Raw genomic sequence first — 23,656 nt, 5'->3', positions numbered from 1 at the left:
CTTCACCGTGTCACTGGCGAGTCTCGGCGGTACTGCTGTCCTGATGATCATCACCGCCCTCGTCGGTGCCCGTATCGGACGACACAATGTCGTGGATGTGACGTGGGGTGGCGGCTTCGTTCTGATCGCGCTGATCTCGGCTGCGACCGGAACCGGTGATCTGTGGCGACGACTCCTGCTGGTCGTGCTCGTCGGAGTGTGGGGGCTTCGTCTTGCGCTGCACATGGTGCAGCGCTCACGCGGACACGGGGAGGATCCGCGGTACACCGAGCTGCTGTCCAAGGCCACCGGCAACAGAACCTGGTACGCCCTGCGGAAAATCTATCTGACGCAGGCGGTTGCGCTGTGGTTCGTGTCCCTTCCACTGCAGGTTTCCGCCGTTTCACACGGATCGGTTCTACCCGTCGTCGTACTCGGCGTAGTGGTCTGGCTACTCGGATGGACGTTCGAGGCAGTGGGCGACGCGCAATTGAAGGCGTTCAAGGCGGACGCGTCGAACAAGGGCAAGATCATGGACCGAGGTCTGTGGTCCTGGACGCGGCATCCCAATTACTTCGGCGACTCGGCAGTGTGGTGGGGACTGTTCCTCGTCTCGGCCTCGGCGTGGCCTGGGGTGTTCACGATTCTGTCGCCTGTCGCGATGACGTACTTCTTGGTGTTCGCCACCGGGGCTCGGCTGTTGGAACGGAGCATGGAGAAGCGTCCGGGGTATCGCGAATATCAGCAGCGAACCAGCTATTTTCTGCCACGGCCACCGAAACGGCAGAGCAAGTAGCTCGCGGGTGGGGCAGCGGCGTTAGGGTTGAACGAGAAATTCGGTTCGTCGACCGGATTCGGTTCGTTCGAGGATTGAGGAGGCGCATCGTGGCGCACGAGAGAGCTGGAACCACTGCACTGCCGGAGGATCTGGTCGATCTCTCGCAACTCGTCACGGCGTACTACTCGCGCATTCCGGACGTGTCGGAGCCGAGTCAGCAGGTCGTGTTCGGGACCTCGGGTCATCGAGGTTCGAGCCTGGATTCGGCGTTCAACGAGGCGCACATCGTCGCGACCACGCAGGCCATCGTGGAATATCGTTCCGCGCAAGGCATCACCGGGCCACTGTTCATCGGTCGAGACACCCATGCATTGTCCGAGCCCGCGTGGACGACGGCTCTGGAGGTGTTGGCAGCCAACGACGTCGACGTTCTGGTCGACTCGGGGGATCGCTACACCCCGACGCCCGCCGTCAGTCATGCCATTCTCCGGTACAACGAGTCGGGGCCGACCGCGAAAGCCGACGGCATCGTGGTCACACCGTCCCACAATCCGCCGCGTGACGGCGGGTTCAAGTACAACCCTCCGCACGGTGGACCGGCCGACAGCGATGCGACGTCGGTGATCGCTGCCCGCGCCAACGAGCTTCTGCGCGAGGGCATTACCGGTATCAAGCGTGTGACTCTCGCGCAGGCGTTCGCGGGAAGCGTCTCGCGGTACGACTTCCTCGGCACCTACGTGGACGACCTCCCGAATGTGCTCGATCTCGATGCGATCCGCGCCGCCGGAGTTCGCATCGGTGCGGATCCGCTCGGCGGTGCCAGTGTCGACTACTGGGATGCGATCGCCGAACGACACAACCTCGATCTGACCGTCGTCAATCCGTTGGTCGACGGCACGTTCCGCTTCATGACGTTGGACACGGACGGCAAGATCAGAATGGACTGCTCGTCGCCGAACGCGATGGCATCACTGATCGCAGCCCGGGATCGATTCGACATCGCCACGGGCAACGACGCCGACTCCGATCGACACGGCATCGTCACTCCCGACAGTGGTCTGATGAACCCCAATCACTACCTCGCGGTCGCGATCGACTATCTGTTCACCCACCGACCCGGGTGGTCACCGACCGCGGCAGTCGGCAAGACGCTGGTGAGTTCCTCCATGATCGATCGCGTCGTCGCCGGTCTCGGACGAAAGCTGCTCGAGGTCCCGGTCGGGTTCAAGTGGTTCGTGCCGGGCCTGCTGGACGGCGAGCTCGGCTTCGGCGGCGAGGAGAGCGCCGGTGCCTCGTTCCTGCGGCACGACGGGCGAGTGTGGACCACGGACAAGGACGGAATCATTCTGGCGCTGTTGGCCTCGGAGATCACCGCGGTCACCGGATCGACACCGTCGCAACGCTACGCAGAATTCACAGCCGAGTACGGCGATCCGTCGTACGCCCGAGTCGACGCCCCGGCAACCAGGGAGCAGAAGGCTGTGCTCGCCAAGTTGTCGCCCGACCAGATCACCGCCACCGAATTGGCGGGGGAGCCGATCACCGCGACGCTGACCGAGGCTCCCGGAAACGGGGCCGCACTGGGTGGGCTGAAGGTGACAACGGAGAGCGCCTGGTTCGCAGCTCGTCCGTCGGGAACCGAGGACGTCTACAAGATCTACGCGGAGTCGTTCCAGGGCAAGGAACACCTCGCCGAGGTCCAGGCTGCAGCACGTGAATTGGTCTCGTCCGCTCTCGAGAGCTCGTGACCGACTCACCGACACCCGACCACGACAGCCCGGCCCCCGAGCCGGCATTCCAACCCGGAGGCAAACTCCCACCGGAGATCTGGGTACTGGTCTCGGCAGCGTTCGTCATCGCCCTCGGATTCGGCATCGTCGCGCCTGCCCTGCCGCAGTTCGCTCGAGAATTCGGCGTCGGATACACGGCCGCGTCGGCAGTGATCAGTGCCTTCGCTCTCATGCGGTTGCTGTTCGCGCCTGCGAGCGGCGCTCTGGTTCAGCGGCTCGGCGAACGACCCGTCTACCTGATCGGACTGTTGATCGTGGCGGTCTCCACCGGTGCGTGCGCTCTGGCTCAGACGTACTGGCAGCTGCTGGTGTTTCGCGGACTCGGCGGGATCGGGTCGACGATGTTCTCGGTGTCTGCTCTCGGACTGCTGATCAGAATCAGTCCACCTACCAGTAGAGGCCGCATCTCCGGGCTGTACGCGACCGCTTTCTTGCTGGGAACCATCGGTGGTCCGCTCGTCGGCGGCGCGCTCGTCGGTTTCGGTCTGCGGGTGCCGTTCGTCATCTATGCCGTGGCTCTGGTGATCGCCGCTGCCGTCGTGTACTTCACCCTCGGCAATTCCGATCTGGTCAAGCCGGAGAAGGGAACTGCGCCGCCGACGATGTCGTTGCTCGCTGCTCTGCGAATCCCGTCCTATCGGGCCGCCCTGGCGTCGAATTTCGCAAACGGATGGGCCGTGTTCGGTGTCCGGGTGGCGCTGGTGCCGTTGTTCGTCGTCGAGGCAATGCAGCGGTCCGAGGTGTTCGTCGGGATTGCTCTCACGGTGTTCGCAGTGGGTAACGCACTGGTTCTCACCACTGCCGGTCGCCTGTCCGACGTACGCGGACGCAAACCGTTCATGCTGGGCGGTTTGGCGGTGTGCGGCCTGGGAACGGTCGTGATGGGCTATGTCCACGATCCGGTGTTGTTCCTCGCGGTGTCGTTGATCGCCGGAATCGGATCGGGCCTGATGAGTCCTGCCCAGCAGGCCTCGGTCGCCGACGTGATCGGCTCCAAGGCGCGTGGAGGACCCGTGCTGGCTGCCTTCCAGATGGCGTCCGACGTGGGCGCTGTGATCGGCCCGATCGTGGCCGGAATGATCGTGGAACGGGTCTCGTTCGGTCCGGCTTTCGCCGTGACGGGCGCACTGCTTCTACTGGCGGGATTGTGGTGGTCGCGCGTTCCGGACACCCTCGAGCGCGAGCGCAGCTGACGGATACGTCCGTAGTATTCGCTCTGTGAGCGAGAAGAAGACATCCAGCACGAAACACACTCCGCAGGCCTCGTCGAATACCGTGACGTACGTTCTGGGCGGTATTGCATTCCTCGTGGTGGTCGCGGTCGTCGTGGTAGCGATCCTGTGGCAGCGAGGCAGCGACGCGCCCCGGAACGACGGGTACGGATCGGTCAAGAATCCCGAGGTCGAATTGTCGTTGCCGGGAGACGGTGTCGTCGTATTGGCTCGTCCGGGCGCGCAGCGCGTCCTCGATATCTACGAGGACCCGATGTGCCCATTCTGCAGTGATCTCGAGGTGAAGCACGGCCAGGAATTGGCTCAGAAGATCGACGACGGCATTGTCTCGGTCAACTACCACCTGATCAATTTCCTCGATGCGAGCTCGGCCTCGGGTGACTATTCGACGCGGGCCGTTGCGGCGTCGCACTGCGTGGCCGCCACCGAGAATGCGCGGGTCTACTCGGCTTTCCACGCCGCGCTGTTCGACCCGGAATTCCAGCCGGAGGAAGGAAGCGACTCCGACCGAACCGATGCCGAGCTGGCGGAGCTGGCAACGTCGAACGGAGCGAGCGATCTTGCGGTGGAGTGCATCACCACGGGCGCTCAGCGTGACGCAGCGGTGGCGGACGCGACGACCGGTCGGGACGCCTTGGCCGCATCGGGCGCACGCGGAACTCCGGGTGTTCTGGTGGACGGACAGGTGGTCGACGCGCTGGGCGACTCGGAATGGCTGGCTACGGTCGGCTGATCGGGGTCGAGCGCGGGGGCCCGTACCGGAGCATCGAGTACGGGCCGCACCAGCTGATTTGTTGCTGCCGCGAGCGATGGTGTAACTTCGTTCGAGCAACCGCATGAGCGGGAGCACGCAGTACTCGGGGCTATGGCGCAGCTGGTAGCGCACCACACTGGCAGTGTGGGGGTCAGGGGTTCGAGTCCCCTTAGCTCCACCGAGAAAGCAAAAGCGCCGCCCATCGGGCGGCGCTTTTGTTGTGTCTATGGCTTCGGCCACCGAATCGGCGTCTGCAGCGTGAGTCCTGAGACGCCGATTCGGAAGGCGGGAGTCAGTGAGCTGCGTCGAACGCCTGCTCCACTTCGGCGGGTATTCTTCCGCGCGCAGAAATGTTGTGGCCGTTCGCCTTCGCCCATTCTCTGATGGCTTTGGTCTGATTGGCGTCGCGCTTCGCCCCGGTGGCCGGGGAAGTCGACTTCTTCTGTCGCTTTCCGCCCACCTTCGTCGAGTGCTCGATGTAATAGTCGAGCTTGCGGTGGAATTCTTTGGCGTTCTTGTCGCTCAGATCGATTTCGTAGCTGACTCCGTTGACCGAATAGGTTATGTGTTCGCCACCGGATTCGATCGGTTTTTCGTCGATGTCATCGACTAGTTGCACATAGACTTTTCTGGCCATGCTGAAGCTCTCCAATGGTGCAGGGAATGATGCGGGGGGATGTCCAGATCGAACTGTGTCGACTATACGGCCGAACAATGTGTATATCCATGCTGGCCGATCGATTGTTACCGGTTTCGCAGCATTGCCACAGAATCTGCAGATGTATTCGTCGAAACCGACGTGGCGCAGGCATTAAGTGTGTGCGCAGTGCGAGGGATCGCTGTTGCGGTGAACAAAGACAAACTGTCCGGTATTGATAGAAAATTCGTTCTCGGGGTCGGTTCGAGCCGGCGGCCGATTTCGGAGTTTTGCGGCACGTGTGTCGCCGTCGTGGGAAACATGAGAAGGCTGGCAGATCGCAACGGATCGATCACGAAATGCACTCCTTTGGCTAACGAAATTCGATCAGGGGCTCGAATGGTTCGATATCTGGTTCACTCGAGCAGCAAGTGTCTGTTGTGACGCACGGTAGCTCCTGATGTCAATGGGAACCGCGTGGCTCGACGGCGTCCGAGGTGCCGAGAGGGGAGTGGCGCGACCGGCTCCACCGGAGCGCCCACAAGTCGATGAAATCTTCACGAACAGCCGGGTCGGCTGCGGTGACGCTGATGTGCGCAGGTCTACTGGGTGCTGGAGCACTCGTCGGCGCACCGGTATCGGCCGACCCGTCCGCGCCCGCCACTGCGCCGTCGGCGACACCCGGCACGGCATCGGCCGGACGAGAGTTGACGGGAAAGACGGTCTTCCTCGATCCGGGTCACCAGGGCACAGCTCACTCGGAGAATCTGCAACGGCAGGTCGACGACGGGCGCGGCGGTACCAAGGATTGCCAGACCACGGGCATGACCACGGTGGACGGGGTGCCGGAGCACGCCATCAACTGGAAGGTCTCGGAGCTGGTTCGGTCCAGTCTGGAGAGTCTCGGTGCGACGGTGAAGACCAGCCGCGTCGACGACGCCGGATGGGGCGGGTGCGTCGACGATCGGGCTCGCGCTGCCAGCGCGTCCGGAGCCGATGTGGCCGTCAGCATTCATGCGGACTCGACGAGCACGACGACCGACACCGACAAGCACGGATTCCATCTGATCGTGCCGACACTGCCGATTCCGAATGCGGCGGCCGATGCGGCTCAGTCCGAGGGCGGGCGCTCGGCCTCGAAGCTGATGAGAGATTCCTACGTTCGCGCCGGGTTCGATCCCGCCAATTACTCGGGCGTTGTCGACGGGATCCAGGAACGATCCGACGTCGCGGGGCCCGCACTGACGACTGTTCCGTTGGTGTTCGTCGAGATGGGCAATGGTTCCAACCCGGACGACGCGGCGGTGCTCGAGGGCTCGGACGGTCAGGTGAAGCATGCGATCGCCATCTCCACCGGCATCATCGACTATCTTCTCGGAGCCGAGGCTGCCTCGTCGCCGGACGTCGCAGTTCCCACCGCCTCTGCGCCGACGCCGACGAGCGCGACTGTCCCCGCAGCTACGTCGACGTCCGTAGCGGGTCGTAGTGCCTTGTCTCGACTACTCGAAAGCGTCTCGCCGTATGTCGAATCGTTCGGTGTCGACGGGTTGAAGGGATTGGTGACCGACGAGAACGTCAGCAGCGTCTCCACCTTCGCTCGAGGCCTCCTGAATCGAATTCTCGCCGCCCGGTAGTCTCGACCGGCGTGGCGCGTCGACGAATTCCGGTGGTGATCGTTGCCGGCTTTCTGGGTGCCGGCAAGACCACTCTGCTCAATCATCTGTTGCGCAACGATGCGGGAATTCGGATCGGCGTCGTGGTCAACGATTTCGGTGCGATCAACATCGATTCCATGCTCGTTGCAGGACAGGTCGATTCGATGGTGTCACTGGGCAACGGATGCATCTGCTGTGCGGTGGACATCAGTGACATGGACGCGATGTTCGATGCGCTGGCACACCGCCGTTCGGCCATAGACGTGATCGTGGTGGAGGCCAGCGGATTGGCGGAGCCACGGAATCTCATTCGAATGGTGCGCGGCAGTGAGAACGAGTTCATCGTGTACGGCGGATTGGTGGGAGTCGTCGACGCGGTCGAATTCGCGGTTACCCGCACCCTGCATCCCGAAATCGATCAGCATCTGCAATTGGCGGATCTGGTGGTACTGAACAAGTCCGACGCCGTCGAGGATTCGGAGCGCTCTGCGGTGGTGTCGACGGTTCGGTCCATTGTCGGCGACGTCCCTGTCGCAGCGGTGTCGTTCGGACGCGTCGATCCTCTGTTGTTGTTCGACCGGCCCCAGAACGGGCCGGTCGAATCCGCACTACCCGTGCAGTTGTCCTTCGACGAACTTCTGCGCGAGCACCTCGACGACGACAGCTGCCACGAGCACGGACACCACCGACACCTGCATGCGCAGTACTCGCATACCGAGTTCGTCAGCACAGCAGCGATGGAGCCGCGTCGGCTGATCGAATTTCTGGAGAACCCGACCGGAAACCTCTACCGCATCAAGGGTGTCGTGCATTTCGACCTGCCGGGACACCAGCAGAAGTTCATCGTGCAGACGGTGGGGCGACACATCCGGTTCGAGAGTGCAGCGTGGTTACGGGGTGAAGCCCAGCAGACATCACTGGTGCTGATCGGCACCGAACTCGATGCGGACGCGGTAGATCATCGACTGCGGGCCTGCGTGCGCGGCCCTGACGACGCAGTCGACGCCTCGGCCATGTTGCCGGTCCATCGATACCTCGAGCCGGCGTAGGTCTTCTACAGTCCGACCCATTCGGTGCGCCCGCCTTCGAAGCCCTGCCGTTTCCAGATGGGTACCTCGGCCTTGATGCGTTCGACCAGTCGGGCGCACGCCTCGAACGCCTCGGCGCGATGAGCCGATCCGACTGCGGCGACGAGCGCGAGATCGCCGACCCGCAAGTCCCCGACGCGATGCACGGCAGCGACCGCAAGACCGGTTTCGGACGAGACTTCCGAGCAGCATCGGCTCAAGAAGCGTTCTGCATCGGGGTGGGCGCGGTATTCGAGAGTTTCCACGGCGTGGCCACCGTCGTGGTCACGAACGATTCCGCTGAACAGCACCACGGCACCGTGGTGCGAATCCTGTACCGCGGCTTCTACTTCGGCGGTCGTCAGCGGCTCGTTCGAGATGCGGGCGACGAGTTCAGTCATCGTGGGGTCCTCCTCCTGAGATCTGGGCGAGTACATGATCGAGGAGCGGATCGAGAACGGCCAAGCCGTCTTTCACGCCTCCCGGTGATCCGGGCAAATTGACGACGAGGGTACGTCCGATCAACCCGGACACTCCGCGACTCAGCACCGCGTGCGGCGTCGCGGAGGTTCCCTTGGTGCGGATCTGGTCTGCTATTCCTGGCATCTCGATGTCGAGCAGTGCCGCCGTGGCCTCCGGAGTTGCATCGGTAGGGGAGACGCCGGTTCCGCCGGTCGAGATGATCAGCGACGGCTCGCCGCGTAGCGAGTCGCGCAGCCCGGCCTCGATGTCGGCATCGGCGTACACCAGCGGGCCGCGCACCGCGAAGCCCCGATCGGTCAGCCAGGATGCGATGGACGGGCCGGTGGTGTCCGGGCGGGTCCCGCGAGCACCGCCGGTGGAGGCCACGAGCACGACCGCCGACTTCGTCCCCTCCGACGGCCGAGCGTCGTCGTCGGGGGCGGTCGCCTTCGCGTCACGCTGCCAATGTCCATGCTTACCACCGTCTTTGGTGATCAGCCGGACGCCGTTCATCGTCGCACCCGGGTCGACTGCCTTGACCATGTCGTGCAGGGTCAACCCGGCAACCGCGACGGCGGTGAGGGCTTCCATCTCGACGCCGGTTCTACCGGTCGTGCGGGCGGTGGCCTCGACCGTGATCGAGGTGTCGGTGAATCCGAAGGAGATTTTCACCGACGAGAGCGCGAGTTGATGGCACAGCGGAATCAGGTCGGACGTGCGCTTGGCAGCCGAGATACCGGCGATCCGAGCGGTCGCCAGGACATCGGCCTTCGGCATGCCGTCCGCCTGCACCAACCCGATGACCTCGGGCGTGGTGACGAACTCGCCGGCCGCCACAGCCGTTCGGGAGGTCTCTTTCTTGTGCGCCACATCGACCATGCGGGCGCGGCCCTCGTCGTCCAGGTGAGACAGGGGGTTCTGCGGGACTTCGGTGGTCACAGCGGCCATACCTCCACGGGGGATCCTGCAGCGAGTTCGGTTGTCTCGGCGGCGATGTCGATGAGCACGTCGGCGCACGCCAGTGCGGCCACCAGGTGGGACCCCGGTCCGGCGACCAGTTCGACCCGGCCGTCGTCACGCAATTTTCCGCGGAGCAGTTGACGCCTGCCCGGCGGCGAGGTGATCGACTGGAACAGAGTCGCAGGGCCAGACAGGACCGGTGGCAGGCCGGCAGATCGCCGAACGATGTTGCGCGCGAACATGATGTACGACACCACGGTGCTGACGGGGTTGCCGGGGAAACTCAGGACCGGGGTGCCGTCGAACATCGTGATGCCCTGCGGTCCACCCGGTTGCATCCGAACCGATCCGAACTGTCCACCCAGCGGCGCGAGAACGTCCTTGACCACCTCGAAGTCGCCCATCGACACTCCACCGGAGGTGATGATGAGCTCCGCCGATGCGGCTGCGGAGGTGAGGATGCTTCGGAAGCGTTCCGGATCGTCGGTGCTGCGTGCGACGGTGACCACGTCGGCACCGCTCGCGCGCAGGTGCGCGGCAAGAGTGATGCCGTTCGAGTCGAAGATCTGACCGGGCGAGAGCGTCTCGCCTGCGTCGGCCAACTCTGCTCCGGTGGTCACCACGGCCACCCGAGGACGCGACCGTACGTCGACGGTGGCCAGTCCGACGGCCGCGAGAACCGAGATGTGCCGGGGCTCGAGCACTCTGCCCGCGTCGATCAGGACCGTTCCCGCGCGTACGTCGCTACCCTGTTCGCGCACGAATTCGCCTGCGACGCGGGCTCGTTCGACGGTCACCGCACCTGCGGTGGTCCCCGTGGTGTCCTCCACGGGGACGATGGCGTCCGCTCCGTCGGGTATCGGTGCGCCGGTCATGATCTTGGCTGCGCTACCGGGCGTGAGCGTCGAGGGTCGGGTGGGTCCGGCAGCGATGATCGTCGATACCGGAAGCGTCACGGGCGCAGACTGCACCGAGCGAGAATCGACCGCATAACCGTCCATCTGCGAATTCCGGAACAGAGGTAGATCGACGGGGGAGGTCACGTCGTGGAATGCCACCCGCCCCAGTGCGTCGGTCAGCGGCACTCGTTGGGCTGCTCGGGTGCCCAAGTCTGCGAGCAGCGACTCGATCGCTGCTGCGTGCTCCTCGACGGATACGGCGCTCACAGTGCAGGTCCGGTGATCGCTCGAGTGTGCTCAGCCGTCATGGCTGCCAATCCTAGGCACGCCGACACGACGGGCGCGTGTGGGCTGCGGCATACTGGGTAGACAAGCCGATGTGAGACATGCAGGAACAGACGGATTCGAGGTGTGAGGTGACGGTGGACAGTGTCACGTCCCTCGGGATCCCACGTATAGGTGCAGCTTCCTCGGGGTCGTCGTTCGGCCCGGTCGACGATCGTCCCGACGTGCCGCATCTGATCGATCGATTCGGGCGGGTGGCACGCGATCTGCGCATCTCGATCACCGAGAAGTGCTCGCTGCGGTGCACGTACTGCATGCCGGAGGAGGGGCTCCCGGCAATCCCCACAGCCGACCTGCTGACCGCTGGCGAGATTGCTCGGGTCGTCTCGGTTGCCGTGCGCCTGTTGGGAATACGCGACGTGCGTTTCACCGGCGGCGAGCCTCTGATGCGTCGAGATCTGGACGAGATCCTTCGTTCGTGCTCCGCTGTGGCGGACGGCGTTCCGTTGTCCATGACCACCAATGCCGTCGGTCTCGAACATCGCGCGCAGGCTCTCGCCGAGGCCGGTCTGACGCGCGTCAACGTGTCGTTGGACTCGGTCGATCGCGAACAGTTCGCGCGCTTGACTCGACGCGATCGTCTGCCGTCGGTGCTGGCCGGCATCCGAGCGGCCAAGAAGGCGGGCATCGGTCCGGTGAAGGTCAATGCCGTACTGATGCGAGATACCCTCTCCGGCTCCGTGGATCTGCTCCGGTGGTGTCTGGACGAGGGGGTCGCGCTTCGATTCATCGAGCAGATGCCACTCGACGCCGATCACGAATGGGCCCGCAACAACATGATCGACGCCCAGACGTTGCTCGACGAGCTGACCACTGCGTTCGATCTACGTGAAGTGGGTCGCGCCGATCCGTCCGCTCCTGCCGAGGAATGGAGCGTGGACGGTACGGAGGCGACCGTGGGAATCATCGCGTCCGTCACGCGCTCGTTCTGCGGCGACTGTGATCGAACGAGGCTCACTGCCGAGGGGACCATCAGGTCCTGCCTGTTCAGCGACGACGAGACGGATCTTCGCGCGGCGCTGCGGGGCGGTGCCACCGATGACGAGTTGGCAGCAGTATGGCGCGGAGCCATGTGGAACAAATGGGCCGGGCACGGCATCGACGCCGAGGGCTTCGTGCCACCGACCCGCAGTATGGGAGCAATCGGTGGTTGAGATACAGCCCAGCACGACCGGTAGTCGAACGATGCAGGTGGAGGTGCGGTACTTCGCGGCCGCCGTCGACGCGTCCGGCTGCGAGTCGGAACACCTCACTCTGCCGGTCGGTTCGACGCTGGGAGAATTGCGCGAGGCCATCCGTTCTCGGTACGGAGCCCCGATGGAACCGATTCTGCGGGTGTCGGCATATCTGGTCGGAGACGAGTTGACCCGCGATCTGGGTCGGTCCGTAGGCCGCAGAGTCGACGTACTGCCGCCGTTCGCCGGCGGCTGATCGTCACCGATCGCCGCCGACGAAGGTCGGTCAGTGACCGTTCTTCCACCAATCGTCGAACGGTGTCACCGGAACGGTTCGCTTGTGCCGCGTCGCGGCGAACATCTTCTCGAGCTTGTCGGCCACTTCCTCGGTGACGTCCTTGCCTTCGAGGTAGTCGTCGATCTGCTCGTATGTCACGCCGAGGGCCTCCTCGTCGGGTAGAGCCGGTCGGTCGTCTTCGAGATCCGCGGTGGGGACTTTGCGCCAGGTACTTTCGGGCGCACCGAGCTCGCGCAGCAGCGCAGCGCCTTGACGCTTGGTCAGGCCGGTCAGTGGCGTCAGATCCACCCCGCCGTCGCCGAACTTGGTGAAGAAGCCGGTGACCGCCTCGGCCGCGTGATCGGTGCCGACGACCACATATCCGAGTTCGCCGGCGATCGCGTACTGGGCGACCATGCGTTGGCGAGCTTTGATGTTGCCGCGCACGAAATCTCGGACCTCGCCGGTTCCCAGAGCCTCTGCGGTCGCAGCGGCTGCGGCATCGGAGGCCTCCTTGATGTTCACCGTCACCGTGCGGTCGGGATCGATGAACTTCAGTGCGATCGCCGCGTCGTCCTCGTCGGCCTGCACACCGTAGGGGAGCCGTACGGCGACGAATTCGGCCTCGTGCCCGTCGGCTCGTAGTTCGGTCACCGCCCGCTGTGCGAGCTTGCCGGTGAGCGTGCTGTCCTGTCCGCCGCTGATCCCGAGTACGAAACCGGAGGCCGGGGTCGACGCGAGGTAGTCCTTGAGGAAGTCCACGCGCCTGCGGACCTCCGTCACCGGATCGATGGTCGACTGTACCGCCAGCTCACGCATGATTCCGGAGCGCAATTCCGAGTTGATGTGTCCCATCCGATCATCCTAATGACGAGTGCGGGTACGCGTTCGGGTCGAGAAGGATGCGTAGTGTCGTTCGACGTGAGCGGGTCCACGGATACCTTCGTCAAGCGAGATACCCGCGCGCACCCGGACTTCTTCGAGGCCGAGGCGACGGGACTCGCGTGGCCCGGTGAGACAGGGGTGCCTGTCGTCGGTGTTCTCGATCGCGGACCGACGTTCATCGAACTCGAGCGGTTGACGGCCGCGCGTCCCACCGAGATCGCGGCCCGTCGATTCGGGCGCGCACTGGCCCGGATGCACGACGGCGGCGCGGCCGGATTCGGGGCTCCGCCGAATCGCCCGGACGGCACACCGTTTCCCGGGCAGTTGTTCATCGGCTCGCGGCCCATGACCAACACTGTCCACGCCACGTGGGGTTCGTTCTACGCCGCCGAGCGAGTGCTGCCGTTTCTGCGGATCGCGGTCGACACCGGAAACGTGACGCAGTCCGAGGCGGCGACCGTCGAGGTGGCGTGCGAGCGGGTGGCGGACGGCGAGTTCGACGACGGTGAACCGCCCAGTCGAATCCACGGAGACCTGTGGAACGGCAACGTCTTCTGGACCGATGCGGGTGTCGTGCTGATCGATCCCGCGGCACACGGCGGCCATCGCGAAACGGATCTGGCGATGGCGGCACTGTTCGGCTGTCCTCATCTGGACGCCATGGTCGACGGCTACGAGTCCGTGCACCCGCTGCGGACGGGGTGGCGCGACCGGACCGCCCTGCACCAGTTGCATCCTCTGGCCGTACATGCGGCCGGACACGGCCGTTCGTACGGAACTGCCTTGCATTCGGCGGCACTGTCGATACTCGCGACGTGACCGACAACCGCTATGGGACGCGAGTTGCTCTGCGCACCAGATCTTCCCACCCGTCGGCCAGACGATCCATCGTCATTCCGAGGTCTCGGTACTGGTGCAGCACCAACGTGGCTTCCAGAGGGGTGAGCAGCCAATAGGTGAGAAGTTCCAGGTCTCCCTCCACGCCGGCTGCACGGAGCAAAGACAGAACGTGTGTGAAATTGACCATGTGCGCCGGAGCCGAATACCGAGCGTCGGCCGAGCTTTCCGCGGCCCGCAGCACCTCACCCTGAACCCTGACGAATTCCAGCCGTGCCCGACCGAACGCGACGAGGCGGTCGATGGGATCGGCACCGGGCCCGAGCGGCGGTTCGCCGAACATGAACGAGCTCTGCAACATCTTCTCGGTGTGATCCAACAGGGCTCGCATCAACCCGGCGCGGTTGCCGAAGCGCCGGAACACGGTGCCTTTGCCGACGCCGGCCCTCGTTGCCACGGCCTCCATGGTGACGGCGTCGGCACCGAGGGTCGCCACCAGCTCCGTCGCGGCGTCGAGGAGCAGCCGGCGGTTGCGGGCAGCGTCACAGCGTTCGGAGTCTTCGCCTACTACGGGCAGCATCGGACCGGTCACCTGTTCAGGGTACCTCGCTGAGGAATACAAGTGGACCGCGGTCCGTTTGGATGGTATGAATTGACACGACGATCACGTCATCCGAACTTTCGAAGGAAGATTTCATGTCAGACGCACACGTACTCGTTCTCGTCGGAAGCCTGCGCGCCGAATCGGTGAACAAGCAGATTGCCGAGACTGCAGTCACCGTCGCACCGGCCGATGCCGAGATCGTGGTCTACGACGGGCTGGGCGACGTTCCCTTCTACAACGAGGATATCGACGTCGATGGCTCCGTGCCTGCGGCCGCCCTCGCTCTGCGCGCCGCTGCCGAGAAGGCTTCTGCGCTGCTGTTGGTCACGCCCGAATACAACGGCACCATTCCGGCCGTGCTGAAGAACGCCATCGACTGGCTCTCACGTCCCTACGGTGCCGGTGCCATGGTGGGCAAGCCGGTCGTGGTCATCAGCGCATCGCCGAGCGGCAACGGTGCCAAGTGGGCCCACGAGGACACGAGCAAGGCCGTCCGCATCGCCGGCGGATCCGTACTCGAGGACGTCCAGCTCTCCATCGGCGGCACCATCGACAAGTTCGGGACCGCTCACCCGCGTGAGAACGCCGAGGTGTCCGGTGAGATCGGCCACGTCGTGGCCGAGTTGGTCAAGGCGTCGAAGGAACTCGTCAGCGCGTGACCGCTTGATGGTATCGGGAATCGTTTTCATGTAGCCTGGTCTCATGAAGGTGAGAAATTCTCTGAAATCGCTCAAGAACAAGCCCGGCGCCCAGGTGGTTCGCCGCCATGGGGTCGTGTTCGTGATCAACAAGAAGGAGCCGCGGTTCAAGGCGCGTCAACGCTGACACTCGCGTGATCCACGTGACGGCCCCTCGGAGCAATTCCGAGGGGCCGTCGTCGTGCGCGGGCGTCTTCGGTGATCGTCACCGTCGGGGCGACGGTCGGTAGTGACGAAAGACACCTCGTTTTGTGACGTCCGACACGCCGATGTGGGGTGGACGAGCAACGGTCGCACGGCCGTGACCAGCGAATACCACGCATGTTGTTCGCAACATCTCGTGTTCTAGGCAGATGGGGGACACTAGGTGTAGTGTTTGACCCGCCGAGAGACCACAACTCGAAGAGCCCGAACGACGTGGGTTCGAGCAGGTCGCAGTCGCCCTGAGCGGGAGATGTTCTCGGTGCCACACGCAGAGCACATCGTCGCCATCGGTGCACCCGACGGCGACAACGGAAAGAGGGACACCATGAGCATCACCGTTTACACCAAGCCCGCCTGCGTCCAGTGCAATGCCACCTACCGCGCCCTCGACAAAGCGGGTATCGAGTATTCCGTTATCGACATCTCGCAGGACCCCGAGGCACGTGACTACGTCATGGCGCTCGGTTACCTGCAGGCCCCCGTCGTCGTCGCCGGTGACGACCACTGGTCCGGTTTCCGCCCGGATCGCATCAAGACCCTCGCGACGAACGCTGCTTGAACAGATCGAGAAGGTGAGTGAGCGGTGAGTTCACAACAGCAGTCCTCGAACTCACTCGTCTACTTCTCCAGCGCGTCGGAGAACACGCACCGTTTCGTATCGAAGTTGGATATCCCCGCGACGCGCATTCCCTTACGAGATCCGGACGGCACGTTTCGCGTCGACTCTCCCTACGTCCTGATCGTGCCGACGTACGGCGGAGGAACGACGTACGCCGGTCGCGACACCAACTACGTCCCCAAGCGTGTGATCAAGTTTCTCAACGACAAGCACAATCGATCGTTGATCAGAGCCGTCATCGCTGCCGGAAACACCAATTTCGGTGACTCCTTCTGCTTTGCCGGAGACGTCATCTCGCAGAAATGCGCGGTTCCGTATCTCTACCGCTTCGAATTGATGGGCACCCCCGAGGACGTAGTGCGAGTCCGTGAGGGACTCGAAGACTTCTGGGAACGGGAAGTCCGTCGCGCTGCCCACACGCACTGAGCATCAACCACCACAGACCAGTAGGAGCACCGCCGTGGCACCGACCATCACCGACGCAGCACCCGCACCCGCGACCGTTCGCAGCGACGGTGACATGGACTATCACGCGCTCAACGCGATGCTCAATCTCTACGGGCCCAACGGTGAGATCCAGTTCGAGAAGGACCGCGAAGCTGCCAATCAGTACTTTCTGCAGCACGTCAACCAGAACACCGTGTTCTTCCACGACCTGGACGAGAAGCTGGACTACCTGGTCGAGGAGAACTACTACGAGCCCGAGGTTCTGGACCAGTACTCACGTGAGTTCGTGAAGTTCCTGATCAACCACGCGTACTCGAAGAAGTTTCGATTCCCGACCTTCCTCGGTGCGTTCAAGTACTACACCTCCTACACGCTCAAGACGTTCGACGGTAAGCGCTACCTCGAACGCTTCGAGGACCGTGTGTGCATGGTGGCATTGACGCTGGCGGCCGGTGACGAAGCCCTGGCCACCGATCTCGTGGACGAGATCATCGCCGGCCGATTCCAGCCCGCGACGCCCACCTTCCTCAACTCGGGCAAGAAGCAGCGCGGCGAGCCCGTCTCGTGCTTCCTGCTCCGCATCGAAGACAACATGGAGTCCATCGGACGATCCATCAACTCCGCGTTGCAGCTGTCCAAGCGCGGCGGCGGAGTTGCATTGCTGCTGAGCAACATTCGCGAAGCAGGTGCGCCGATCAAGCGGATCGAGAACCAGTCGTCCGGTGTCATCCCGATCATGAAGCTGCTCGAGGATTCGTTCTCGTACGCCAACCAGCTCGGGGCACGCCAGGGCGCGGGCGCGGTATACCTGCACGCGCACCACCCCGATGTGTACAAGTTCCTCGACACCAAGCGTGAGAACGCCGACGAAAAGATCCGCATCAAGACGCTGTCCCTCGGAATCGTCATCCCGGACATCACGTTCGAGCTGGCGAAGAAGAACGAGGACATGTACCTGTTCTCGCCGTACGACGTCGAGCGCATCTACGGAGTGCCGTTCGCCGACATCAACGTCTCGGAGAAGTATTACGAGATGGTCGACGACAAGAGGATTCGCAAGACCAAGATCAAGTCGCGTGAATTCTTCCAGACCCTCGCCGAGCTGCAGTTCGAGTCCGGCTACCCGTACATCATGTACGAGGACACCGTCAATCGTGCGAACCCGGTGAAGGGCAAGATCACTCACTCCAACCTGTGCTCGGAGATTCTCCAGGTCTCGACGCCGTCGACGTTCAACGACGACCTCTCGTACAGCCATGTGGGCAAGGACATCTCGTGCAACCTGGGCTCGCTGAACATTGCCAAGACGATGGATTCGCCCGATTTCGGTAAGACCATCGCGGTGGCGATCCGTGGTCTGACTGCGGTGTCGGATCAGACCCACATCTTCTCGGTACCGTCGATCGAGCAGGGCAACAACGACTCTCACGCGATCGGCCTGGGTCAGATGAACCTGCACGGCTACCTCGCCCGCGAGCGCATTCACTACGGCTCGACCGAGGGAATCGACTTCACCAACATCTACTTCTACACGGTGCTGTTCCACGCCATCCAGGCCTCGAACCAGCTGGCCAAGGCTCGCGGCCAGTACTTCAAGGGTTTCCCGGATTCCAAGTACGCGTCGGGAGAGTTCTTCGACAAGTACACCGACCAGGTGTGGGAGCCTGCGACACCGAAGGTCGCGAAGTTGTTCGCCGACTCCGACGTCGCCATCCCGACCCAGGCCGACTGGGCCGCGCTGAAGGCGTCGGTGCAGGAGTACGGAATCTACAACCAGAACCTGCAGGCCGTTCCGCCGACCGGCTCGATCTCGTACATCAACAACTCGACCTCGTCGATTCACCCGGTGGCGTCGAAGATCGAGATCCGCAAGGAAGGCAAGATCGGCCGCGTCTACTACCCGGCACCGTATCTCGACAACGACAACCTGGATTACTACCAGGACGCGTACGAGATCGGCTACGAGAAGATCATCGATACCTACGCTGCCGCAACGCAACACGTCGATCAGGGCCTGTCGTTGACGCTGTTCTTCAAGGACACGGCCACCACCCGCGACATCAACCGCGCACAGATCTACGCATGGCGTAAGGGCATCAAGACGCTGTACTACATCCGTCTGCGTCAGATGGCCCTCGAGGGCACCGAGGTCGAGGGCTGCGTTTCCTGCATGCTGTAGGGCTTCGCCGTCGTGCGCGTTTTGCGTACCTGGAGGGGCGCAAAACGCGCACGACGGAAGTTGTCGTACCCACTGGGCAGGATGGCCGGCCATGGAACATGGTCGGGGGGACGGTCGAGAACTTCAGGTTCTGATCGACACGCAGTGGGGGCTGTTCACGCAGTCGCAGGTCACGAAGTTGGGGTACAGCCGAAATCGAGTCCGCAAGCTAGTGGAGAGTGGCGCGTGGATCGTTGTTCTGCGCGGCGTCTACTCGATCTTCACCGGGCCGTTGACTCGGGATCGGATCCTGATGGCAGCGCTTCTGTACGGAGGTGGGCACGCAATGCTGAGCCACCGCTCCGCAGCCGAAGAATGGGGATTGCGACGGCCCGATCCCGATTCGGCCGTCCACGTCACCGTGCCGTACGGAAAGTCTGCATGCAATCAGCGCCCGACGCTGCGCTCGGTCCCCAGGGTCGGAACGAGGCTGGTGGCGGGCATCGGACTATCGCTGCATCCCGGAGTGGTGGTGCACCGATCTCGTGCGCACCGGCACATCGGCGTAACAGGGGATATGCCGCGAACGACGCTGGTGGACACTGCACTCGATCTGGCGGTGTCGGAACCTACGCCGAGGCAGGCTTTCCACAGCTTGGTGTCGTCGGTGACTCAGCGGCGAATTCGATTGACGGACGTTCGGAAGCAGATCGCTGTCCGCAGGCCGTACCGGTATCTCACAGCGCTGACCGAAGCCGTCGACTTGCTCGCGAACGGCGTTCAGTCTGTTCTCGAACTCGAATATGCGACCAACGTCGAAGAGGCTCACGGGCTCCCTGCTACCGAACGGCAGAGCGAGATAAAGGTCGACGGGCGGACACTCTACGAGGACGTCGTGTACCGAGTTGGATCTCGTACGCTGACCGTGCGCCTGGACGGTCGTCGGTTCCATTCGATGCAAGAGGTCGCATTCCGCGATCGGCGACGTGACAATGCTTCGGAACTCGCCGGGCGTGCGCGACTCGTTTTCGGGTACGAGGAGGTCAGCAGCGATCCGTGCGGCGTCGCAGGAGACGTGGCGCAGGTTCTTCGACGTGAGGGCTGGGAGGGCGAACTCACGTCGTGCGCGTTGTGCGCCCCTCCAGGTACGCAGAACGCGCACGACACAGATCTTGTGTTAGCTATTGATGTCGGACACAACGGGTAGTGTTCAAGCAAGCCAATATTCGGCAGATTCTCTCGGTAGATAGGACACATGGTGAAGCTGATCGATCGCGTTTCCGCAATCAACTGGAATCGGGTCCAGGACGACAAGGACTCCGAAGTCTGGGAGCGTCTCACCAGTAATTTCTGGCTGCCCGAGAAGGTGCCGGTGTCCAACGACATCCCGTCGTGGGCCACTCTGACCGCCGTCGAGAAGCAGCTGACGATGCGCGTGTTCACCGGACTGACCCTGCTGGACACGATTCAGGGGACGGTCGGTGCCGTCAGCCTCATTCCCGACGCCATCACTCCGCACGAGGAGGCGGTGTACACCAACATCGCGTTCATGGAGTCGGTGCACGCGAAGAGCTACAGCTCCATCTTCTCCACCCTCAGCTCCACCCGCGACATCGACGATGCGTTCCGCTGGTCCGAGGAGAACGTCAACCTTCAGCGCAAGGCCGAGATCGTGCTGAACTTCTATCACGGTGACGACCCGCTCAAGCGCAAGGTGGCGTCGACTCTGCTCGAGTCGTTCCTCTTCTACTCCGGCTTCTACCTGCCGATGTACTGGTCCTCGCGGGCCAAGCTCACCAACACGGCAGACCTCATCCGGCTGATCATTCGTGACGAGGCTGTGCACGGGTACTACATCGGATACAAGTACCAGAAGGGCCTCGAGAAGGTCAGCGAGGAGCGGCGTGAGGAACTGAAGAACTACACCTTCGAGTTGCTGTTCGAGCTGTACGACAACGAGGTCGAGTACACCCAGGATCTGTACGACGAGATCGGTCTGACCGAGGACGTCAAGAAGTTCCTGCGCTACAACGCCAACAAAGCACTGAACAACCTCGGCTACGAGGGCCTGTTCCCCAAGGACGAGACGGATGTGAACCCGGCAATTCTGTCGGCTCTGTCACCCAACGCCGACGAGAATCACGACTTCTTCTCCGGGTCGGGCTCCTCGTACGTCATCGGAAAGGCCGTCAACACCGAAGACGAGGACTGGGACTTCTAGAAACCCATCCTCGCGCCGTGCCGCTCACTCCTTCGGTGGGCGGCCCGGCGCGCGAATGTCTTTGGCCTCCTTCGGCATTCGGCCCTGCTCGCTCAGTGCTCGACGCAGTAAAAACTCGATCTGAGCGTTGGTGCTTCGGAGCTCGTCGGAGGCCCAGCGGGCAAGAGCGTCGTGCACCGCTGGGTCCAGCCGAAGCAGAATTTTCTTACGCTCGACGGCCATGGCTCACTGGTACAGCGATCCGGTGTTGACGACGGGCTGGGTATCGCGATCGCTGCACAACACGACGAGCAGGTTCGACACCATCGCCGCTTTCCGCTCCTCGTCGAGTTCCACGACGTGCTTCTCCTCGAGCTTCGAGAGTGCCATCTCCACCATTCCCACCGCACCTTCGACGATCTGTTGACGCGCCGCGATGACAGCTCCGGCCTGCTGGCGTCGCAGCATGGCCTGCGCGATCTCCGGAGCATAGGCAAGACGGTTGATGCGGGTCTCGATCACCTCGACGCCTGCCGATCTCACCCGCGCGTGTACTTCCTCAGACATGGCGGCGGTGATCTCGTCGGCGTTCTCGCGCAACGACATTCGTCCTTCGGCGTCGTACGGGTAGCTGCCGGCGATATGACGGACGGCCGATTCGGTCTGGACGGCGACGAACTCCTCGTAATCGTCGACCTGGAACGACGCCAGGGCGGTATCGGCGACCTGCCAGACGACGATGGCAGAGATCTCGATCGGATTGCCGTCGGCGTCGTTGACCTTCGACTGGCCGGTCTCGTGGTTGCGAATTCGCGTCGAGATGGCCCTGCGGTACGTCAACGGATTGGTCCAGCGTAGCCCCGGTGTGCGCAGCGTTCCGCTGTACGAACTGCCGAGTAGCTGCAGAACACGAGCTTGATTCGGTTGCACCAGAGTCAATCCCATGAGTGCCGGCAACGACAGCACGAACAGCGCGACTCCGACGGCCATCAGCGCCACGACGGAAAAGGCGAGTCCGAGAACGAACGTGGCGATTCCGCCGAGGAACAACACGAGACCGACGCCGAGCATCGACCAGCCGGGTAGATCCCAGCCGGTGCGCTCGGCGATGGTGGTGGTCGGAGTACCCGTCGGCTTCTCGGCGACGGTAGTGGGTACGGACATCGGAACCTCCCTCTCGTGAGTGATACTAAAGTGATATCACATTATCGACCGAGTGGGGGACGATTCGACGGAGCTGCGGTCTCGGGATGGTGGGGGAGTCAGCGTCGGAACCACGCCGACGGGTCGTCGGCGATGGCCTTCTCGATCCGCAATCGTGATGTGGCCGTCAGGTTTTCGGGTAGGCCATCGAGCTCGAACCAGGCCACGTCGAGGTTCTCGTCGTCGGCGACATGAGGAGTGCCGCCGGTGTAGCGAGCCAGGAACGTGATGTCCAGATACTGCGCGACGTCGCCGTTGGGGTACGTGATGGGCTCCGTCACGTCGACGCTCGTCAGGCGCACGATCGTGGCGTCCACACCGGTCTCCTCACCGATCTCACGCAGCGCGGCGGGTGCAGGTTCCTCGCCGGGCTCGAGGATTCCGGACACCACCGCCCAGGTGTTGTTGTCTGCCCGCAGAGTCAGCAGCACGCGCCGATGGTCGTCGAGAACGACTGCGCTGACGCCGGACAGCCACAGCGGAGACGTGCCGACGACGCTGCGCAGCGCCTGAACGAAGTCCGGTATAGGCATCGCGTCAGGACACGTAACCGTTCAGAGAAGCGGACAGGTCGGCCAGAACGGCCCGCGCCGCGACGACCCCGCTGCCCGACCAGACCGTGTCGTTCACCACGAACACCCGCCCGTCGGTGACCGAGCCGAGAGCGTGCCACGCGTCGCCGTCCATCACCTCACGGCCGAAGGTCTCGCCGTCCGGACCCGCGAATCGCACGTAGACGATGTCGCCCTCGACGGGCTCCAGGTTGCCGGGCTCGACCGAGAAACCGGTGTCACGCTGATTCTGTGGCCGTGCAACGCCGACCTCGGCGAGCACCTGGCCCGCGAAGGAATCCTGGCCGTCGACCTCGACGGAGTCGGCATCGAATCGGACGACCGACGCCTGCGTCTGGGTTGCATCGATCTCACGCCCGACGCGTTCGGCATCCGCGGAGAACGACGCGAGCTGTTCGAATCCTGCCTGGCCTCGACCCAAGGCGGCTGCGGACTGCAGAAAAGTGTCTTTCCATCCCTGTCCGGTCGCGGTGAACACGGTCGGCGCGATGGCAGTCAGCGAATCGTAGGTATCGGATCCGAGAGAATCGGCCCCCAGGATCAGGTCCGGGTCGAGGGCGGCGATCGCATCGAGGTCGGGGGCACCGACCGGGCCGACCGACGGAACCGACGCCAGGCCGGTGCCCAGGTACAGCGGTTGGTCTCCGTCTCCCCGGAAGTCGGGGTCGAGCGTGGCCGCGCCTACGACGCGTTCCCAGATCCCGACCGCGCAGCTGGCGTCGAGGCCTGCAGCGTCGAGGACGACGATGCGCTGTGGATCGGCCGGGATGGCACTGATTCCCTCGGCGTGCCCGACGGGGCGCGTATCGCCCTCGACTCCCGTCGGGTCGAGTGGGGCAAGTGCGGGACACAGTCCGACGGTGTCCCGGTTGTTACCGACCACCCCCGCTCCGGCAATGTTCGTCGTACTGCGAACGATGGTGGATGCGTCGTCCTCGGTCGCGGAGTCGGAGCATCCGGTCAACGCCACGGCTGCCATCAGACAGACAGCGGCCGCCGTGCCCGTGGTGTGTGGCGCGAACCGGCGGGGGAGTCGTGGTCGAAGTGGCAACGCGGAACTTCTTTCTGCGGGTCGGGTGGTCTCACACAGTAACGGAAATCGCCTCGCGCAGAGCACTGCCGCGGACCCTTCTCGGCCATCTGTTCGCACGGTGTTCCGGGGTGTGCCGGCGGGCTCGTAAAGGCCGACGGCGCAGGCAGATCGCACCCCGAACCATGG

At 63.5% G+C, this 23,656-nt stretch carries 26 protein-coding genes and 1 tRNA gene; 17 read left to right on the top strand and 10 right to left on the bottom strand.

The features are described from left to right. Nucleotides 1–43 precede the first annotated feature (43 nt). The 5 genes from J1M81_RS09050 to J1M81_RS09030 all read left to right on the top strand — a co-directional run bounded on the left by J1M81_RS09050 (nt 44) and on the right by J1M81_RS09030 (nt 4,711). Nucleotides 44–775 carry a DUF1295 domain-containing protein gene (locus J1M81_RS09050; RefSeq protein WP_094622506.1) on the top strand — a complete coding sequence of 244 codons (732 nt, stop codon included), beginning with the start codon at nt 44–46 and terminating at the stop codon, nt 773–775. Nucleotides 776–864: 89 nt separating this feature from the next. Continuing rightward, nucleotides 865–2,505, top strand: a complete 1,641-nt coding sequence (gene pgm, locus J1M81_RS09045; protein WP_027496584.1) for a phosphoglucomutase (alpha-D-glucose-1,6-bisphosphate-dependent) — start codon at nt 865–867, stop codon at nt 2,503–2,505. Between the two features lie 77 nt (nt 2,506–2,582). Continuing rightward, on the top strand, nt 2,583–3,740 hold the full coding sequence (locus J1M81_RS09040; RefSeq protein ID WP_045841964.1) for an MFS transporter: 1,158 nt from the start codon (nt 2,583–2,585) through the stop codon (nt 3,738–3,740). A 25-nt stretch (nt 3,741–3,765) separates the two neighbouring features. After that, complete coding sequence (locus tag J1M81_RS09035) at nt 3,766–4,512, top strand: DsbA family protein (protein ID WP_032372668.1); 747 nt, start codon at nt 3,766–3,768, stop codon at nt 4,510–4,512. Between the two features lie 126 nt (nt 4,513–4,638). Continuing rightward, a tRNA-Ala gene (locus tag J1M81_RS09030) sits at nt 4,639–4,711 on the top strand. Nucleotides 4,712–4,825: 114 nt separating this feature from the next. Here J1M81_RS09030 and J1M81_RS09025 read toward each other — a convergent pair. Then, a complete protein-coding gene (locus J1M81_RS09025) occupies nt 4,826–5,170 on the bottom strand; it encodes an Lsr2 family protein (RefSeq protein WP_027496587.1) in 345 nt (114 codons plus the stop codon). A gap of 590 nt (nt 5,171–5,760) precedes the next feature. Between J1M81_RS09025 and J1M81_RS09020 the strand changes: the two genes are divergently transcribed. Both J1M81_RS09020 and J1M81_RS09015 read left to right on the top strand, forming a co-directional pair. Continuing rightward, nucleotides 5,761–6,804, top strand: coding sequence for an N-acetylmuramoyl-L-alanine amidase (locus J1M81_RS09020; RefSeq protein WP_206498050.1), 1,044 nt, complete (start codon nt 5,761–5,763; stop codon nt 6,802–6,804). Nucleotides 6,805–6,815: 11 nt separating this feature from the next. Continuing rightward, complete coding sequence (locus tag J1M81_RS09015) at nt 6,816–7,874, top strand: GTP-binding protein (protein ID WP_206497947.1); 1,059 nt, start codon at nt 6,816–6,818, stop codon at nt 7,872–7,874. Between the two features lie 5 nt (nt 7,875–7,879). Here J1M81_RS09015 and J1M81_RS09010 read toward each other — a convergent pair whose 3' ends face one another. Genes J1M81_RS09010 through glp form a run of 3 tightly spaced genes read right to left on the bottom strand, consistent with a single transcriptional unit; the run spans nt 7,880 to nt 10,480 of the window. Continuing rightward, nucleotides 7,880–8,293, bottom strand: coding sequence for a molybdenum cofactor biosynthesis protein MoaE (locus J1M81_RS09010; RefSeq protein WP_027496591.1), 414 nt, complete (start codon nt 8,291–8,293; stop codon nt 7,880–7,882). After that, nucleotides 8,286–9,293 (bottom strand): bifunctional molybdenum cofactor biosynthesis protein MoaC/MoaB, encoded by a 1,008-nt coding sequence (gene moaCB / locus J1M81_RS09005; protein ID WP_027496592.1) that lies wholly within the window; start codon nt 9,291–9,293, stop codon nt 8,286–8,288. Before moaCB ends, J1M81_RS09010 begins: the two co-directional genes overlap by 8 nt. Beyond that, complete coding sequence (gene glp, locus J1M81_RS09000; RefSeq protein WP_032401384.1) at nt 9,290–10,480, bottom strand: gephyrin-like molybdotransferase Glp; 1,191 nt, start codon at nt 10,478–10,480, stop codon at nt 9,290–9,292. Before glp ends, moaCB begins: the two co-directional genes overlap by 4 nt. 179 nt (nt 10,481–10,659) lie before the next feature. Here glp and moaA point away from each other — a divergent pair, with 179 nt between their 5' ends. Together moaA and J1M81_RS08990 are read left to right on the top strand one after the other, a co-directional pair. Continuing rightward, entirely contained in the window at nt 10,660–11,712 is a 1,053-nt protein-coding gene (gene moaA, locus J1M81_RS08995) for a GTP 3',8-cyclase MoaA (RefSeq protein WP_230593582.1), read from the top strand. Between the two features lie 31 nt (nt 11,713–11,743). Continuing rightward, nucleotides 11,744–11,989 (top strand): MoaD/ThiS family protein, encoded by a 246-nt coding sequence (locus J1M81_RS08990; protein WP_032401382.1) that lies wholly within the window; start codon nt 11,744–11,746, stop codon nt 11,987–11,989. A gap of 30 nt (nt 11,990–12,019) precedes the next feature. Here J1M81_RS08990 and nadE read toward each other — a convergent pair whose 3' ends face one another. Further along, entirely contained in the window at nt 12,020–12,865 is an 846-nt protein-coding gene (nadE, locus tag J1M81_RS08985) for an ammonia-dependent NAD(+) synthetase (protein WP_032366345.1), read from the bottom strand. Nucleotides 12,866–12,931: 66 nt separating this feature from the next. Here nadE and J1M81_RS08980 point away from each other — a divergent pair, with 66 nt between their 5' ends. After that, nucleotides 12,932–13,714 carry a fructosamine kinase family protein gene (locus J1M81_RS08980; protein WP_283348076.1) on the top strand — a complete coding sequence of 261 codons (783 nt, stop codon included), beginning with the start codon at nt 12,932–12,934 and terminating at the stop codon, nt 13,712–13,714. A 10-nt stretch (nt 13,715–13,724) separates the two neighbouring features. Here the strand turns inward: J1M81_RS08980 and J1M81_RS08975 are convergent, their stop codons facing one another. After that, nucleotides 13,725–14,324 (bottom strand): TetR/AcrR family transcriptional regulator, encoded by a 600-nt coding sequence (locus tag J1M81_RS08975; protein ID WP_027496598.1) that lies wholly within the window; start codon nt 14,322–14,324, stop codon nt 13,725–13,727. A gap of 104 nt (nt 14,325–14,428) precedes the next feature. Between J1M81_RS08975 and J1M81_RS08970 the strand changes: the two genes are divergently transcribed. From J1M81_RS08970 to nrdF, 7 genes are all read left to right on the top strand, one after another. Then, nucleotides 14,429–14,995, top strand: coding sequence for an NAD(P)H-dependent oxidoreductase (locus J1M81_RS08970; protein WP_032366346.1), 567 nt, complete (start codon nt 14,429–14,431; stop codon nt 14,993–14,995). A 43-nt stretch (nt 14,996–15,038) separates the two neighbouring features. Continuing rightward, nucleotides 15,039–15,161 (top strand): type B 50S ribosomal protein L36, encoded by a 123-nt coding sequence (gene ykgO / locus J1M81_RS08965; protein WP_027496600.1) that lies wholly within the window; start codon nt 15,039–15,041, stop codon nt 15,159–15,161. Nucleotides 15,162–15,563: 402 nt separating this feature from the next. Beyond that, nucleotides 15,564–15,797: a redoxin NrdH gene (locus J1M81_RS08960; RefSeq protein WP_027496601.1), complete on the top strand. Its 234-nt coding sequence runs from the start codon at nt 15,564–15,566 to the stop codon at nt 15,795–15,797. A gap of 24 nt (nt 15,798–15,821) precedes the next feature. Next, nucleotides 15,822–16,283, top strand: a complete 462-nt coding sequence (gene nrdI / locus J1M81_RS08955; RefSeq protein WP_027496602.1) for a class Ib ribonucleoside-diphosphate reductase assembly flavoprotein NrdI — start codon at nt 15,822–15,824, stop codon at nt 16,281–16,283. Nucleotides 16,284–16,317: 34 nt separating this feature from the next. Next, complete coding sequence (nrdE, locus tag J1M81_RS08950) at nt 16,318–18,483, top strand: class 1b ribonucleoside-diphosphate reductase subunit alpha (RefSeq protein ID WP_032370748.1); 2,166 nt, start codon at nt 16,318–16,320, stop codon at nt 18,481–18,483. Nucleotides 18,484–18,574: 91 nt separating this feature from the next. After that, nucleotides 18,575–19,669, top strand: coding sequence for a type IV toxin-antitoxin system AbiEi family antitoxin domain-containing protein (locus tag J1M81_RS08945; protein ID WP_206497945.1), 1,095 nt, complete (start codon nt 18,575–18,577; stop codon nt 19,667–19,669). Between the two features lie 48 nt (nt 19,670–19,717). Continuing rightward, nucleotides 19,718–20,683, top strand: coding sequence for a class 1b ribonucleoside-diphosphate reductase subunit beta (gene nrdF / locus J1M81_RS08940; RefSeq protein ID WP_027496604.1), 966 nt, complete (start codon nt 19,718–19,720; stop codon nt 20,681–20,683). Between the two features lie 24 nt (nt 20,684–20,707). Here the strand turns inward: nrdF and J1M81_RS08935 are convergent, their stop codons facing one another. From J1M81_RS08935 to J1M81_RS08920, 4 genes are all read right to left on the bottom strand, one after another. Continuing rightward, entirely contained in the window at nt 20,708–20,905 is a 198-nt protein-coding gene (locus J1M81_RS08935; protein ID WP_027496605.1) for a hypothetical protein, read from the bottom strand. A 3-nt stretch (nt 20,906–20,908) separates the two neighbouring features. Further along, nucleotides 20,909–21,826 (bottom strand): SPFH domain-containing protein, encoded by a 918-nt coding sequence (locus tag J1M81_RS08930; protein ID WP_032401381.1) that lies wholly within the window; start codon nt 21,824–21,826, stop codon nt 20,909–20,911. 98 nt (nt 21,827–21,924) lie between these two features. Further along, complete coding sequence (locus tag J1M81_RS08925; RefSeq protein WP_032401380.1) at nt 21,925–22,398, bottom strand: NUDIX domain-containing protein; 474 nt, start codon at nt 22,396–22,398, stop codon at nt 21,925–21,927. A 4-nt stretch (nt 22,399–22,402) separates the two neighbouring features. After that, nucleotides 22,403–23,416 carry an iron-siderophore ABC transporter substrate-binding protein gene (locus J1M81_RS08920; protein ID WP_052061728.1) on the bottom strand — a complete coding sequence of 338 codons (1,014 nt, stop codon included), beginning with the start codon at nt 23,414–23,416 and terminating at the stop codon, nt 22,403–22,405. Between the last annotated feature and the right edge of the window lie 240 nt (nt 23,417–23,656).

This window comes from Rhodococcus sp. KRD175 (assembly GCF_017168275.1).
Classification (GTDB): Bacteria; Actinomycetota; Actinomycetes; order Mycobacteriales; family Mycobacteriaceae; genus Rhodococcoides; species Rhodococcoides fascians.
The sequence above is the reverse complement of the archived record's forward strand: the minus strand, read 5'-3'. Positions and strand labels throughout refer to the sequence as shown.

Excerpts from the sequence above, each read along its gene's own strand:
- J1M81_RS09050 (WP_094622506.1), top strand. The coding sequence starts at position 44 with ATGATCATCACCGCCCTCGTCGGTGCCCGTATCGGACGACACAATGTC.
- J1M81_RS09025 (WP_027496587.1), bottom strand. The coding sequence starts at position 5,170 with ATGGCCAGAAAAGTCTATGTGCAACTAGTCGATGACATCGACGAAAAA.
- J1M81_RS09020 (WP_206498050.1), top strand. The coding sequence starts at position 5,761 with ATGTGCGCAGGTCTACTGGGTGCTGGAGCACTCGTCGGCGCACCGGTA.
- J1M81_RS09010 (WP_027496591.1), bottom strand. The coding sequence starts at position 8,293 with ATGACTGAACTCGTCGCCCGCATCTCGAACGAGCCGCTGACGACCGCC.
- J1M81_RS08990 (WP_032401382.1), top strand. The coding sequence starts at position 11,744 with ATGCAGGTGGAGGTGCGGTACTTCGCGGCCGCCGTCGACGCGTCCGGC.
- nadE (WP_032366345.1), bottom strand. The coding sequence starts at position 12,865 with ATGGGACACATCAACTCGGAATTGCGCTCCGGAATCATGCGTGAGCTG.
- J1M81_RS08970 (WP_032366346.1), top strand. The coding sequence starts at position 14,429 with ATGTCAGACGCACACGTACTCGTTCTCGTCGGAAGCCTGCGCGCCGAA.
- ykgO (WP_027496600.1), top strand. The coding sequence starts at position 15,039 with ATGAAGGTGAGAAATTCTCTGAAATCGCTCAAGAACAAGCCCGGCGCC.
- J1M81_RS08960 (WP_027496601.1), top strand. The coding sequence starts at position 15,564 with ATGAGCATCACCGTTTACACCAAGCCCGCCTGCGTCCAGTGCAATGCC.
- J1M81_RS08945 (WP_206497945.1), top strand. The coding sequence starts at position 18,575 with ATGGAACATGGTCGGGGGGACGGTCGAGAACTTCAGGTTCTGATCGAC.
- nrdF (WP_027496604.1), top strand. The coding sequence starts at position 19,718 with ATGGTGAAGCTGATCGATCGCGTTTCCGCAATCAACTGGAATCGGGTC.
- J1M81_RS08935 (WP_027496605.1), bottom strand. The coding sequence starts at position 20,905 with ATGGCCGTCGAGCGTAAGAAAATTCTGCTTCGGCTGGACCCAGCGGTG.
- J1M81_RS08930 (WP_032401381.1), bottom strand. The coding sequence starts at position 21,826 with ATGTCCGTACCCACTACCGTCGCCGAGAAGCCGACGGGTACTCCGACC.
- J1M81_RS08925 (WP_032401380.1), bottom strand. The coding sequence starts at position 22,398 with ATGCCTATACCGGACTTCGTTCAGGCGCTGCGCAGCGTCGTCGGCACG.
- J1M81_RS08920 (WP_052061728.1), bottom strand. The coding sequence starts at position 23,416 with ATGGCAGCCGTGGCGTTGACCGGATGCTCCGACTCCGCGACCGAGGAC.